We start from the raw sequence: 14,021 nt of genomic DNA on the forward strand, positions 1-14,021 counted from the left end.
CAGTGCGCTTCCAGTGGAGGATGCGCTCCTCGGTCCATGCGCGGGCTTGGGGACTTCATCATCTTGCGGCGGTGCTCACGGCCCTTCTAGCGAACCTGGGCGAGGTGCTCGAACCCCTGGCGGCGGGCGGCGTTGCCGTCGGCAATCTCAAGGTTGGTCTCGGCGACGGCCTTGAACAACTACGAAAACGAGGAGCTGGCCCTTCTTCGCCCCAGGGGAACCTCGGCACTGTGGTGACAGGATGGCCCCATGGTGCTTCAGGTGGGGGTCAAAGCGCTCCAGAGGAGACGAGATCAACTGCGCGACTCAGCGGAGTCGGTTGACTCGAACAGCGCGCTTGGAGACGTGGCCACGGTCTGTCTCCTCCTGTTCTACGCCGCCGAATGCGGGCTCAAGGAGCGGCTGCTCGTCCGGCAGGGGCACCGCGACTCTGCGGCTCTGGAGGCCACTCACGACCTTCGCAAACTGGCCAAGGAACTGCGGCTGCCTCGGGTCATAGGTGCGCGCCTCGACCGGCTTCAGAGTTGCAAGATGCACCCGTCCACGCGTGGCTCCGTCACCCTGGCAAATCTACATCAGGCGTGGCGCTATGGTGCAAAGCTTGACTCGGCGGACGAGAAGGAAGCCCAGGATGCGCTTCGCGCTTTGATCAGCTGGTGCGAGCAGGACTAAGGGTAGGAGTACGTGGTCGTGGCCGAACTAACTGATCTGGAAGGGCTGGCTCCCCCCGAGCATCTCTTCACTTGGGTGGACGTGGAAGAGCACCTGGCTCTCCTGGCGGCAGCGGGCCGGTGGCCGCATTGGCTGCAAGCGGCGGATGGCTGGTGGGACGGCCTAGAGCTCGTTGTCTCACCTGGTACGGATGCCGAAGAAGTGAAGCAATGGTTGGACGAAGCTTTCGGAACGGGCTCGGCCGAATGGCACGACGCCACGCTGGTGCTGGCGCTCGATGACCCGAGGGCGACTGAGGTTGTTGGCCTGCCCGTCATGCTCACCCCCGAACCGGAGAACGTGAACCAGCCTCGACGTGTCCCGCTGCTGCGCGAGAAGCACATCACTCCGCACCTGGCGCACCCGCTGGAAAGGCCCGCCGACGAAACCTTTGCCGGCGACGTACAGCTAGTGGCGTTCCATTCATTCAAGGGCGGAGTCGGACGCACGGTCCACGCAGTTGCCATGGCTGATGCCGTGGCCCAACGCGGCGGGAGCGTCCTGCTGATCGACGCCGATCTTGAGGCCCCCGGAATCACGTGGATGCACAGAGCCCAAGGGGGGCAGCTCGACTTCTGTTATGAGGACCTGCTCGCCCTGTTGCAGGGAGCCGAGGACGGCAGCTGGTCGGCGGCCGTGGACATCGCCGCTGCTTACCTGCCGAATCAGCAGGTCGGACGGTATACCAGCGGGGGGCGCGTGACCGTGGTCCCGACCAGTCGGAGGCCACTGCTTGGCCCACCTCGGATCGACCCAGCGGATCTGCTCACACCGAGCCGCTCCCCGTACTTCCTGACCGAAGCACTCGTGGCGCTCGCCGCCCGTGTCGGCGCAGACACCATCATCATCGACCTGCGTGCGGGAGCAACCGAGTTGTCCGCCCCGGTGCTGCTTGACCCGCGGGTCCAGCGCGTGTTCGTCACCACCCTGAGCCACCAGTCACTCGCCGGAACCGAGAGACTGCTGCGGCAACTGGGACACCAGGCACCGACCCTCCAGGGTATTGATCCGGCAAGCTCTGTGATCATCACGCAGTATCGGCAGGATGTGCACGAGGACCAGGCGGACCGCGCACGTAATGAGCTGGGCAGCGCGCTATTCGCGTCGCTCAGGCGGCCAGCCACCGAACCAGGCACTGAACCTGACGACACCGGCGAAGTAGACACCGACCTCCTTTCCCAGCCACTACTAAGTCCGTTTCGAGAAGAGCTGCTCGCACTCCCCTCCGCCTGGGACGCTGTCATGCGAGTGCTGGAAAGCAGCAAAGTAGCTGAGGCCCTAGAGCCGATTATGCCCACTTTGGTCGCTCCATCTGCCACTGCCATGGAGGAACTGCCGGAGGCTGTCGACCACTCCACGCTGCGTAGCCGACTGGCGGATACCGCTCGACGGTTCATCTATGCCGAACGGGAAGGCATGTCGTCAGCCAGTGGCTTCCTAGTTACCGATCCGCTGCGCAGGTTGCTGGGAGATCACCGTACAGAGCCGCCAGTAGCGCTCGTAGTGGGTGCCAAAGGCGCAGGCAAGACCTTCATGTACGCGAAGGCATGCGCCGCCCGGTCGTGGGACATGTTCGCCGAGCAGTCCGGCATCGAGGGCGTTCGACTAACTGTGCCTGTGGTCCCAGTGCTTGAGTCGGACAACCTGGAGTATGACGACGTAACAACCCAGGACTTGCGTGATGCATTCGTGGCAGGACACAGCGGGGAGCCTGGCCAGGGTGCTACCTCTCAGGAAATCAAGGACCGGCTGAGGACGGGCCTCACAACGCTCGATGCGCAGGACGAGCTGCAATGGCGGCACTTGTGGCTTGAGTGCCTGGCTATCGCGGCAGGCGTACGGCCGCCTGACAGCAGCAGCGCGGAAGCCGCCCTGACCGAGCTCGGCAAGCGAGCGCGGGCTGTGTTCGTCATCGACGGGCTTGAGGACCTGCTGCAGTCGCTCGACAACGAGTCCAAGCGCACAGCACTGCGCGTGTTGCTGATCGACGTTCTCGCCTGGCTGCGCTCGCTGCGGGGGCGCCCTCTTGGGCTGGTGGTCTTCGTCCGTCAGGATCTGGTGACGCGGGCTGTGCGCCAGAACAGTGGGCAGCTCTTGGCCCGGCACGAGCCGTATGCGCTGCGTTGGGACAAGGAAGAGGCATTGCGGCTCGCTCTGTGGGTAACCGCTCACGCCGGCGCGCTGCCTACGCCTGTGGACGAGTCCCAGATCACTGAGCTGTCGTACGACGACCTCGTGGAGACCCTTATCCCAGTGTGGGGCTGGAAGATGGGGACAGAGAAGTCCAAGGAAGCACGTTCTCACCTCTGGGTGCCCGCTGCCCTCGGGGATTTCAATGACCAGGTGCAAGCCAGGGACGTGGTCGTGTTTTTGTCCGAGGCGGCACAGTTGTCGATTCCTCAGACAACATGGGAAGACCGCGTGCTGGTCCCCGGGGCCATGCGCAAGGCGCTGCTCGCCTGCAGCACGAACAAGATCGACTCGATTCAGCAGGAGAATCAGGAAGTCGGCGAGCTGTTGAGCCGACTACAGCAGGTACGCCAGCCAGTGACGGTGCCCTTCAAGTTGGAGGAAGTCGAGATCTCAGTTCAGGAAGCGGATTTCCTCGTGGACTCCGGAGTGTTCGCTCGAGGCAACGATGGCCGCTACTGGGTGGCCGAAATTTACCGACACGGTCTGGGGTACGGAAGCGAGCGCAGAGCCAAGGTGCTGTGGCGACGATGACAGCACTGAAAGCAACCGGCCGGTCGCTAAGACGTCGCGATACCCCAAGGTCCGCGACTGTAGGACACTCAGGCAGGCTGGTCTGCGGAACGGATGCAGCACACATGAGAATGGGAAACCCCACGAACACGTGAGAACTACGGAGGAGTGTTTCTTCAGGAGGGACGCCCTACAGCCAGCATTTCTGAAGGTCACAGCCCCGCCCCGAGAAAACTCCTTTAAGCGGGTGTCGCAGGTTCGAATCCTGCCGGGGGCACAATGCGTTACCGCTCTGACCTGGGGTTTCTCCTCCAGGGAGGGCTTCAGGCGGCCTCGGGCTTTCGTCCGGGGCCGTTTGCGTGAGCGGACGGGGAGTTGATCTCCCGAGTATGGCCGCCGGAACAGCATCATGCCGCACGGACTCGGGCCGGCCTTCTCCGCGCCATCAGGCTCGGACTCCGCTTCGGGAGCGGTGACCTCCTCGGAGGTGGCGCGGGCTCGCGGTACGAGCCGGGCTGCGGCCTCGGCGATTGCCAGGTCCGCCTCCGGGAGGAGGCTCGCGTACGTGGCGGCCGTGATGGTGATCGGGGAATGGTCGAGCATCGCCTGAATGGCCTTCAGGTCAGCCCCGGCCTCGTGGGCCGCGCCGTGGCGAAGGTCCTGGAGCCGACGAACGAAGGGCTCGAGGGGCGCCGACTCCCGGGGTGCCCATCGCGATGGTCTTCAAGCTCGTCGAGTCCGCCCAAGTCCGCCGCCTGGGCCGTGAAACACGCCTCCCCTCATCCGAACCGGGGGTCGCTTCGAGCGTGGCCCCGCATGGAACACTCCGAGGTCAACGCGGTCTGAACCCTCGCAACTGGCTTACAGGTATGGGTAATTACCCAACCGAACGGGTCTACATGTAGGACCGGATGGCCACCGTGACATCCATGTCGAAGGCGTTCGCCCCCGCCGCGGACGGCAGGCCCAGGGCGCGGTCGAGTGCGTGGCTCACGCGGCCGCAGCCGCTGGTGCCGGGGGCGGCGAACTCCGCGTCCTGGGCGCCGAAGGCGACGACCAGGGGATCTCTGGATATCACCCGGGTGGGATCGGTGTCCTTGAGCACCAGGTGGACCGCATCCTCATCGCTGCCCACCGAGCAGCCCGACGGCAGCAGGGCCGGCAGCCCGCCCGCCGAGCTTATGGCGAACTTGATGTCGAACTCGCCGCGCCGGGTGTCGTCGGACAGGAAGTCCGAGTAGCCGCCGTACTGCGGAGTCAGCGTCAACGGGGTGCCTCCCGCCCGGATCGGCGCAGCGGTCATCTCCCCGAAGACCTGGCGGAATTCACCGTCCACCCAGCCTTCCGCAAAGGTGATCTTCATAGGTTCGGTGAGCGGCTCGTCGACGGCACCCATGCGCAGATGCCCCGTGGCGTGCATCACCTCGCAGCGCCAGGTTCCGGGGTCCGCACCCGCGGGCAGCTCATCGACGGTCGGGCAGGCGGAGAAGTCGAACTCGGGCAGATCCGCGGCCAGCTCAGCTCCGGACGCGGGTGCGGTGCCCAGGGCGACTCCGACAAGTAGGGCCCCCGCGGCAGCACTTGCGAAGCGGCGGACTGCGCGATTCAAGGTCACTCGGTTCGGCGTCATGCGCCCAGCATTGCAGAGATTTCTCTGCAGAGAAAGGTCTGCAGAGAAACAGCTGCCGTCTGGATAGGCTGCCGCCATGACGAAAGAGCGGAGAGCGGAAGCCGCAGGACGGCGCACGGTCGACAGCCCCGAGGTACTCAAGGCCCTCTCGCACCCGTTGCGCCTGCGTATCCTGCGCCACCTCGGCGCGGTGGGCCCGGCCACCTCGACCACGCTGGCCGCCGCCCTCGGCGAGAACACCGGGACGCTCAGCTATCACTTGCGCATGCTGGAACGCAGTGGCCTCATCGAGGACATCCCCGACCGCTCCACCGGGAGGGAGCGCTGGTGGCGCGGGGTGCGCGGGCTCGACATCCGCAGACCGCCGCAGAGCGAGCTGACGGAGGCCGAGCGTGCCATGTCGGCCGAGCTGGACCGGATGAGGATGGAGGAGGACGTCGAGCTGGCGCGGCAGTTCACCGCCGGGCAGGCGGAGTCCGAAGGCTGGATGCGGGGTTCACGCAGCCTCATCCACCTCACGAAGGGTGAGCTGGACGCATTCCACGACGACTATCTGGCCCTGCTCGCTCGCTATGCTCGCGGGCCCGAGGAAGCCCCCGACGACGCACGACCCGTACTGCTCCGCTGGTTCGGCCTGCCCGCTGACTGACCGGACGGGTGAGTTGAAAGGAAGGGACAGGTCGGGCCGACGTCTTCACGAGCAGCCACGACCTCCTCATCAGGTTCGTGCCGCACGCGTGCCGGTCGTCCCAGACACGCCGCCCGCGATATCAGTCGCTGACGGCTGATCGCACGGGATATTCCAGCGGTGACCGTGGTGGCCAGGATCCACCCGACCGCAATCAGTCCACAGGCCGGCCACTGCCCGGGGCCCGGTGTGGACGCTCACGCTGCGCGGTGGCGCGCGTGTCGCGGTGGTCGCGGCGCAGTGGGGCGACGACGTTCGGCGTCGCACCCGCGGGCGGGTGTAGCTGGAGCTGCGCGACGGCGAGCCCGGGCCGTCGCACGGCGAGGGTGCGCGTCCCATGACAGTCCAAGTCAGCCGTTTGCGTGAGCGGAGGGACGTCCTCGTCGAGGTGTCGGCACGGTGCCGAGGTCGCGGTGGACCTGTCCAGGGCGGCGCGGCCCGGGTACGGCCGATGGTCCGCGCCGTGCCGTGCCGTACCGTGCCGTGCCGAACATCGTGCGCTGCTCGACGGCAGGGCGACCCGCGCAGACGACCACCATCCTGGTGCACCTCTGCTCCTCAGTTGCGTCCAGGCGGACTTCACAAGGGACGAGCGAGTATCGGGCCGGAGTCCCGCTCGGCCGACCCGAGTCCGACCGGCAGGCCGTACGCCTCGGTCCACCATGTATCCCGGCACGCTCAGGAGGAGGACCACGCCGCGAGGAGTTCCGCCGGTCCGTACGCGGCGTCGAGCCCCGCGCAGTCGGTCCCGCTGCGCGAGACAGCGATCACAGGCACAGGATCAGGCGTGAGCGCGGCGCGGTGTCGGTGCAGCGCCGCGAGATCATGCCGGTCGAACGGGGAGTTCTCCAGCCACTTCACCGAGCCCACGAACAGCAGGTCCTTGGCGATCGGCGCCCCGTCCGCTCCCACGATGTCGATCTCCACATCGTTGGTACGGGTCCAGTAACCGCCGATGGCGGGGGCAGCGGGGAGGTTCGCATCGGGCAGCAGCCGTGCCAGCGCCTCACGCACCAGAGGTTCAACGGCCCGGCCACGCCAACTGGTCCAGTTTTCACGGACGCGCCGCAGCGTCAGGTCACCCCGGCCCCGTTCGATCTCCTCCATCGCCGGCCCCAGGAGCTTCAGCCAGAAGCGGAGGTAAGGATCCGCGACCCGGTAGCGGCGGTCCTTCGAAGGCCGCGTGGACACCGGAAGCTCCGCCGCGATCACCCGCTTGTCCGCAAGGATCCCCAGCGACCGCTGCAGCGGGGTCGCCCCGATCCCGCCCGCGGCGCGGGCAATAGTGGAAAACGTCCGCTCACCGCTGCCGATCGCCGACAGGACGGTGCGCGCCTGCACCTGCTGGGGGAACTCCGCAGCAAGCGAGCGCTCCGCCGACACCAGCAAGGCCGAGACCGGATCGCTGAGCGCCTCCCGCAGAAACTCCCAGATGCCGGCACCGTACGCCCACTCTGCACAGATCAGAGGCAGCCCACCGGTGATCAAGGCCGCGTCGAAAGCCGAGGCAGGTTCGAGGCCGAGCATCTCGCCCACCTCCGCCGGGTTGAGCGGACCCAGCACCATCTCGCGTCCGCGCTGATGGAACGGGCGTCCGTAGCTGTTCAGCGCCTCCATCATCGACAGGTCGGAGCCGATGAGAACCAGCAGAACCGGCCGCTTCTCCAGCACTCGGTCCCAGGCTCGCTGCAGCGTGCCCTCGAAGGCGCCCTCCGCATCCATCAAATAGGGCACCTCGTCCATGACCACCACGCTGGCCCGGTCGTGCGGAAGTGTCGCTGCCAGGACGTCGAAGGCCGCATCCCAACTCGCCGGGCGGGCCGCGGACAGCAGATTCGCCAGCGGAAGGCTGGATGACTGCGCATCCTGGCCGAGCCGTTCCAGGTCCGCCCTCGGCGACGCCCCTGTGGCGGCATAGAAGAGGAACGGCGCACCGGACCTCTCGGCGAACCGCTCCACCAACCGCGACTTGCCCACTCGGCGGCGCCCTTGAAGTATCACGCATCGCCCGGGCCGCTCCCCACCGGCCCCGGCCGCCACCTTGCCCAGCTCTCGGTCCAGCGTCTCGAGCTCGTGACGCCTGCCCACGAAATCTGCCACGTCGCCGCCTTCTCGGGGTTACCCAAATCGCCACTGAGACTAACACGCAAGTTAGTAACATTAGTGTTAGTGACAGACTGCCGAGACAGGTCCGGCTTGTCCTGGTGCACCCACCGGAGGAAATCAGCCATCGTGCCCCGCAACATGCTCGCCCTTTGACGCCCCACGGTCGCCGGATGCGTGAGCGGCACGAGCGTACTGCGCGACAAGAGCCGTCCTGAGCCGGATGGGCCGGCCGTGCCGCGCAGCGCTGATCAGGCAAAAGAGCACCACGCGGCACAGCCAAGCACCGCCCACCAGAGATTCGATCCCACTCCTAAGCGGGTGTCGCAGGTTCCAATCCTGCCGAGGGCACAGCAAAAGGGCCGGCTCAGGAGGGTTTCCTCCCAGTCCGGCCTTCAGCCGTTTCCGGCACCGGGCCACGCGCTTGCCCTTACGCGTTCGCGGGGGGCCTCCTCGGAGAAGTCCGACGCCGCTCCCTCACCACCACAGATCATGGCACCGAGCCTGTCGGCGAGGCTCGGTGACGGCCGCTCGTCATGTGCTGATAGATGAGCGCGGCGCGCGAGCTGCTGTGGCCCATCCTCGTCATCAGCTCCCGCGTACTCGCCCCGGCCGTGAAGGCCACTGTGTTGCCATGACACAAATGCCACTGATCCTTCTCGGTGCGACTGCCATCCTTCTCGGTGCGACTGCCGGCAGACCGCAAGACCCGCGACAGCACATGGCCGTGCGTACGAGGGCGTGCGGGCAATGGCCATGTTCGAGGAACCTCGTCAGCAACTCGGGCCGGTCTCACGTGGTTCACGACCACACACGCATGACAACCAACTGCATCAGCGGGATCCCGGAGCGAAGTCGACTCCCTCGTCGTTCAGCTTGTGCCGGACCACGAACGCTTCCCTCCCGCCGGTCGGCCAGACCGACCCCTGCTGGCGAATCCCTTCCAAGTACTGCTGGTTCTGGGGTGCATCGGTCAAAATGATGTTCCGGTTCCCCTTCGCCGCCCACGGATCGTCCGACAGTCGCACCCGATGTTCGAGGTTCAGCGGTTCGAAGCGTTCCGCCCCATCGGCGCGACGGACCTTGATCTGGAGCGTGCCGGTCGGGTTGAGTCGGGCATCACCGGCGGCGACGAGCCGGCCTTCAATGGCCTGGAGGTCGGCATCGGCACGCAGCCGCCGCATCACCTTTTCCTGGAGGCTGCCGAAGTCCTTGCGGGCTAGGTCGCGAGCCTCGCGCAGGATGCCGGTGGCGCGGTTCCTCTGCTGCACGGTCAAGGAAGGGGCGTTGCCGACCTCCGCCCGCAGGGCGTCGAATTCGGTCCCGAGATGGCTCAAGCGGGTCCGCGCGGGCGTAGCCCGTTCCGCGGCCAGAGTCTGGTCAATCACAGCCGGAAGGCGCTCGTTGGCGATCCGCTCGTAGCGGGCAACCAGATTCGGGTTCGCGACCTGGACGTAGCGGGTCTGGGGAGTGATCGTCACCGGGGCGCGCGCCCCGGTCCGTGTGTCGTACGTCGTGGGCGGCCGGGGTTCATAGCGTCTGCCCTCAGGGGTCGGCTGCACCAGTCCCGCCGAAGCGGAACCTGTCCTCGTACCGCCCAATGCCCCGGTCATGTTGGATACAAAGGTTTCGCGAACGGCCTGTTGACCGGCCGCCTTCTCCGCGTCGACCTGGGACTGGCGGCCGGTCCGGGCCTCGGTGACAAAACGATTCTCTTGGTATGGGTGCTTGACGATGACTTCGTCGAGCACGACTGGTTCCTTGGTCTCCATTTTCCTGTGTGGCAATGTGCCGTTTTCTTCCAGCTCCCGCTCGAGCTCGCGCGGCGAAACCTTGCTCGGGTCGATCGGGCCTCGGCCGAGTCCCAGGACGAGCTGAGCGAAACCTTTCCCCGTCCGCTTCTCGAGTTCGCTGCGCACCTCGGCGTCGGTCCTCTCGTCGGCTTCTTGGCGTGCGACGACAGCCCGGCCGGAGGCGTCGTACTGGACGACGTGCGCCAGCTCGTGTGCCAAGAGGTGGCGACCCGCGTGGCCTTGCAGGGACTGCCCGTGGCCCAGGACAACATTCCGCCCGAAACTGTAAGCGCGTGCCCCGAGCCGGTCGGCCATGGCGGACGCCTCCGGCCCGCTATGCACCCGCACGCCGCTGAAGTCGTGCCGGAAGGCCCGCTCCCAATCCGTCCGCACCGGGGGGTCCAGCTGCTTACCCCCGCCCGCGGGGACGACTCCCACGTCCGGAGCGCTGTGCTCCGGACGTGGGCCGACCGGCGCCCTCATCGCTGTGACACCCGTGGCAGAGAACGCCGCTGTCCGGGCCTGCGCTGCCAGGGCGCGGTCGGCCAGCATGCCGGCCGCACGCTCCAAGGCGTCCCCAGGTTTGGTGAGGGGCGCATTGCTTGTGACGTGGGTGGCCCTGTCAGCGCCACTTGCTGCGGAGGCCGAGGACCGGTTGTCACGACTGAACGAGTGCATGGGATGCCTCCGCGGGTCACCTGCCGTGATCGTGATCACCAAGGCCTCTTGCCAGCATAGGACGGGTGATTTACGGCCGCATGCAGAGATCAGAGATCTGGCACGCGTATGCCGTCTGCGACCCCTGTCACCCCTCCCCAGGGTGGGTGTAGACGTCCGGTAGGCGATGCCGTGCCGCATCCGACCGCCGAACTCGCTCTGCCACGGCCGGGCGGCGAGATCCGCCAGGATGACCCGAGCGCCGAGTCATCGCATGGATGCTTCCGGGTGACGCGCCCTGAAGCTCGGCGAGGCGCAGGCGTGGCCCCATGCCGGGGCGGGTCATGCTTCCGGTCGTGCAGACCGGTTCCGGCAGTACGAAACGCGCGTAGGGGAGTCCCATGTCGAGCGAAGAGAACAAGAGGTTGGTTCGCCGTTTCTACGCGGAGATCGACAGGGGCAACGTGGAGGCCATGGACGAACTCGTGGCAGAGGACTACCAAGACCACTCCCCGCCTCCGTTCCCGGGGCTCGGGTCCGGTCGCGAAGGGCTCAAGCAAGCGTTCCGTCTCTTCTGGGAGGCCACTCCCGGAATCCATGAGATCGAGGACCAGATCGCGGAAGGCGACAAAGTGGTCACCCGGATGACGGCCCGAGGAGTGCACGAAAGGGACCTGCCCGGCATTCCGGCGACCGGAAATCAGCTGACGATGACGGCGACGGTGATTCACCGCGTCGAAAACGGCAGGCTCGCGGAGAAGTGGTCGGACAAGGACCTTCTCGGCTTCCTCCAGCAGCTCGGCGTCATGCCGACGCTCGGCGGTACGCCGACGTAGTCCGGACGGCGCCATTCCCCGTCAGGGCCCCGGGGAGAGTGGCCTTCGTCCGTTTTGATCACGGGATGCCATGGAGGGTGAGAGCGGTTTCGGGGGCGGTGTGGGCGCGGCGTCCGCTGGCGATGTTGGCCCATCCGGCACGGTGGAGGGCAGCGCGGGCCAGATCGCGCAGGGTGCTCATGACGGCGGGGATGCCGTGGCGGCGGACTTGGCTGGCGTCCTCGGCGAAGGTGACGTCTTTGGTCCAGTGGACAGTGTTCTCGATGATCCAGTGTCCGCGGGCCCATGCCGAGATTTCGGCCGGATCGGCCTGGTGGGCGGCGAGATCGGTGACCGCGTAGACGGTCTCGGTCTGCCACTTCCCAGCTCCGACGCGGCGGCGCTTGCGGTGGATGCGGACCACCTGGCGGGCGTGCGGGAACAGCAGTCCGTCGGCGCTGCAGACTTTGACCTCGCGGACCTCCTCCCTGCCGTGCCCGCGGTCCTTGGAGCGGTGCAGGACGGGCACGTCCTTCCAGGGAAGTTGCTCAACTGGCCTGAGAGCTTGGGCTAGTTGCTCTTGATCGACAGCAGGTAGTGGGCGTGGCGTTGTTCGATGAGGTAGCGGGCGTGGTCCTTCTGCGCGTGCAGGGCGTCCACGGTGACCACGGCGTCGGCCAGGCCGGTGTCGTCGATCTGGTCGAGGAGCGGGGCGAATTCGGGAATTTCGTCGGTCTTCGCTCCGATCTCCGGGCCGCGGTCAGGGTGTCGTCGTTGACGCACGGCGGTCGGTATGAACAGGCGGCTGCCGTCGGCGCGTACTGCGCCGCGCAGACACTTTCCATCTACCGCGAACGCCCGTCGCGACGGCCGAACGTCGCCTTGTTGCGGTGCGGCGGTCCGATGCGCACGCCGTTGTTCCCGCTCACGGACACCGTCCGGTGCCAGGGCGCAGGGGGATGAGGGCGTCAGGGCCGTCAGTCGGGCGAAGCCGGCCTGCGTGAGCGCGGCGGCGTCCACCTTGCCGAAAACGTCCCGCAAGGTCCGCTCGCCGGGAGCTGTGAAGCGCTCAGTGCCTTCACCAGCCCCGCAGGCACGAGCGTCCCCGGCGGAGAGGAGGGCAGGGGCGCCGCGTGCGGACGATGGGGGTGAGCGATGATGAAACAGCGAGCACGGCAACCTTGCAGATCGTGCAGCGTAGAGAACTCCATGATCACAAGGGGCCATGCTCGCCTTGCACCTACGGCTGACATAGCGTCACCTACTCAACCGGGTGAACGTGACTCTCCCCTGGGTCCTGCAGTTGACCCGCAACGATCGAGGCTAGAAGGCGGCAGCAGCCACCGCCTCGGCTTCCGGCAGCAGGTCCTTGCTCTCCTGGATCACCCTCTCGTAGGTGCGCTCGTGGTCCCCGCTTTCGAGAGCGAACCGCAGGAGCGAGCCGGACCAGTTGTCGAAGAGCGAGAACGTGCGGTCCACAACCCGCTTGGCTTCCTCGCGCTGTGCGTCGTCGAGGGACGGCAGGCTTTTCTCTTCTACCTCGGGCGACTTTATGCTGTGCGACGCCTCCGCCATATAGTGCTTGGTGCCGAAAAACTCACATTCGCGACCGTCCCGCAGGGCGATTCCCCGGCAGTGGGTGAAGATCGTGATGGAGACAGCCTCGATGGACTCGACCATCGCGAAAACAGCGTACGTGGGGGCGCCCGCGGCGAGCGCGGCCAGCTCCAGGCAGAGACGTCGAGAATGGCTGAAGTCCGCACTCCACAGGACCCGCGTGGCGTCCGACAGGGGCATGCTGCTGTCGGCCCCCAGCTTCTCCAGGTCGGTCAGCATCCACTGCCAGTGGAAGTCCTCTTCGTACGTGTGCGCGTTCAGAAGGGCCTGCAGCTGATCGGGCCGGGCATTGCCTTCGTCTTTGCGGAAGACGTATTTGTTCAGGTCGGAATAGCCCATGATGAAGGGAACCACGCTGGGCCCCCACGCCAGACGCCTTTCTCCGGGGAGCGACTCGTCGGTGAGCAGGCGAGTGAAGAATGCATGGTTCTCGTACGTTTTCCGATGTTCTTCGATGTAGTCGATGACCTTCTGCATGAAAAACTCCGTTTTCGATGTGTCGACATCTCCGCAGCGACAGGCGGAGAAGGCATCATCGCATAGGCCTGTTCAACTCATCATGTTTTACGAAGCGTTGACATGGGTCTGCCCTTCTTTCCTTTCAGGATTACCCTTCCTTCTGGAGCGCACGGCCGCACCGTGACCGGCCCGTGATCGATCCCGTCGGCCGAGGACGCCAGCCAGGTTCAGAGCGACCGCACCCCCACCGTCATGACCGTCCTGCGTGACCCGGCACACGCCACTTTCCACGGCGTCGGCTGGGCCAATACCGCCAGCGCCCGACGCGCGAGCACGGTCAACCCGAGGCCGTCCTGACCCTCCACGGCATCCCGTGATCAACCGGGCGAACGTGACTCTCCCCGGGGCCCTGCATTCCCCATCCAGCGCTCTGACGGCGCCGATCGCGTCGGCCAGGCATTCGACCGGCGGTCGGGCCGGATGCGCGGTGATGGTACTCAGGAGCAGTCCGCTCAACGCGGGCGCAGGGCTGCCCACGGGAAGCCGCAGTTGGCCCGATCGGCGGGAGGGCGGCCCTGAGGACCTGAGGTGACCACCGGTTCGGGGCGCATCGAGATGAACGGCGTCTCCGGCACGGTCGAGGTGAGGAGCTCCACCGGCAGGATCACCGGGAAAAGCTCAAGGGCACGCGGATCACTATCGGGGTGACGGCGGACACGAACAACGGCGACAAGAGCGTCGGCGTCTCGGACAACCCGTCGGGTAGGTATGGACTGGGACTGAAGACCGGCAACGGGGACATCACCGTCCACAACTCCTGACAGCGTGGTCGTGAGTCGGCATCC

At 66.4% G+C, this 14,021-nt stretch carries 10 protein-coding genes and 1 pseudogene; 4 read left to right on the forward strand and 7 right to left on the reverse strand.

Annotated elements, in window-relative coordinates; all coding sequences use genetic code 11:
• Positions 1-249 precede the first annotated feature (249 nt).
• The gene (locus tag ACIRS4_RS20730; RefSeq protein WP_404197818.1) at positions 250-672 is read left to right on the forward strand and encodes a hypothetical protein; all 423 of its coding nucleotides are present in this window, start codon (positions 250-252) and stop codon (positions 670-672) included.
• Between the two features lie 12 nt (positions 673-684).
• Positions 685-3,435, forward strand: coding sequence for a KGGVGR-motif variant AAA ATPase (locus ACIRS4_RS20735; RefSeq protein WP_404197820.1), 2,751 nt, complete (start codon positions 685-687; stop codon positions 3,433-3,435).
• A gap of 874 nt (positions 3,436-4,309) precedes the next feature.
• On the opposite strand, the gene ACIRS4_RS20740 is transcribed toward ACIRS4_RS20735, so the two are convergent.
• On the reverse strand, positions 4,310-5,122 hold the full coding sequence (locus ACIRS4_RS20740) for a hypothetical protein (RefSeq protein ID WP_404197823.1): 813 nt from the start codon (positions 5,120-5,122) through the stop codon (positions 4,310-4,312).
• Between ACIRS4_RS20740 and ACIRS4_RS20745 the strand changes: the two genes are divergently transcribed.
• Complete coding sequence (locus ACIRS4_RS20745) at positions 5,121-5,693, forward strand: ArsR/SmtB family transcription factor (protein ID WP_404197827.1); 573 nt, start codon at positions 5,121-5,123, stop codon at positions 5,691-5,693. The genes ACIRS4_RS20740 and ACIRS4_RS20745 overlap by 2 nt on opposite strands.
• A 717-nt stretch (positions 5,694-6,410) precedes the next feature.
• Here the strand turns inward: ACIRS4_RS20745 and ACIRS4_RS20750 are convergent.
• The 3 genes and pseudogenes from ACIRS4_RS20750 to ACIRS4_RS20760 form a co-directional block, all read right to left on the reverse strand.
• A complete protein-coding gene (locus tag ACIRS4_RS20750) occupies positions 6,411-7,832 on the reverse strand; it encodes an ATP-binding protein (RefSeq protein ID WP_404197830.1) in 1,422 nt (473 codons plus the stop codon).
• A 398-nt stretch (positions 7,833-8,230) separates the two neighbouring features.
• Positions 8,231-8,481, reverse strand: a pseudogene (locus ACIRS4_RS20755) (hypothetical protein); the annotation flags it as partial.
• A gap of 187 nt (positions 8,482-8,668) precedes the next feature.
• Positions 8,669-10,486: a DUF4157 domain-containing protein gene (locus ACIRS4_RS20760; RefSeq protein WP_404197833.1), complete on the reverse strand. Its 1,818-nt coding sequence runs from the start codon at positions 10,484-10,486 to the stop codon at positions 8,669-8,671.
• A gap of 200 nt (positions 10,487-10,686) precedes the next feature.
• Here ACIRS4_RS20760 and ACIRS4_RS20765 point away from each other — a divergent pair, with 200 nt between their 5' ends.
• Positions 10,687-11,121, forward strand: coding sequence for an ester cyclase (locus ACIRS4_RS20765; RefSeq protein ID WP_404197836.1), 435 nt, complete (start codon positions 10,687-10,689; stop codon positions 11,119-11,121).
• A gap of 58 nt (positions 11,122-11,179) precedes the next feature.
• Here ACIRS4_RS20765 and ACIRS4_RS20770 read toward each other — a convergent pair whose 3' ends face one another.
• The 3 genes from ACIRS4_RS20770 to ACIRS4_RS20780 form a co-directional block, all read right to left on the reverse strand.
• Entirely contained in the window at positions 11,180-11,629 is a 450-nt protein-coding gene (locus ACIRS4_RS20770) for an ISAs1 family transposase (protein WP_404197839.1), read from the reverse strand.
• 41 nt (positions 11,630-11,670) lie between these two features.
• The gene (locus tag ACIRS4_RS20775) at positions 11,671-11,883 is read right to left on the reverse strand and encodes a hypothetical protein (RefSeq protein WP_404197841.1); all 213 of its coding nucleotides are present in this window, start codon (positions 11,881-11,883) and stop codon (positions 11,671-11,673) included.
• Positions 11,884-12,423: 540 nt separating this feature from the next.
• Positions 12,424-13,194 (reverse strand): hypothetical protein, encoded by a 771-nt coding sequence (locus ACIRS4_RS20780; protein ID WP_389335362.1) that lies wholly within the window; start codon positions 13,192-13,194, stop codon positions 12,424-12,426.
• Positions 13,195-14,021 lie beyond the last annotated feature (827 nt).

Origin of the sequence: Streptomyces sp. NPDC101166, from assembly GCF_044768125.1 — a bacterium.
GTDB lineage: Bacteria > Actinomycetota > Actinomycetes > Streptomycetales > Streptomycetaceae > Streptomyces.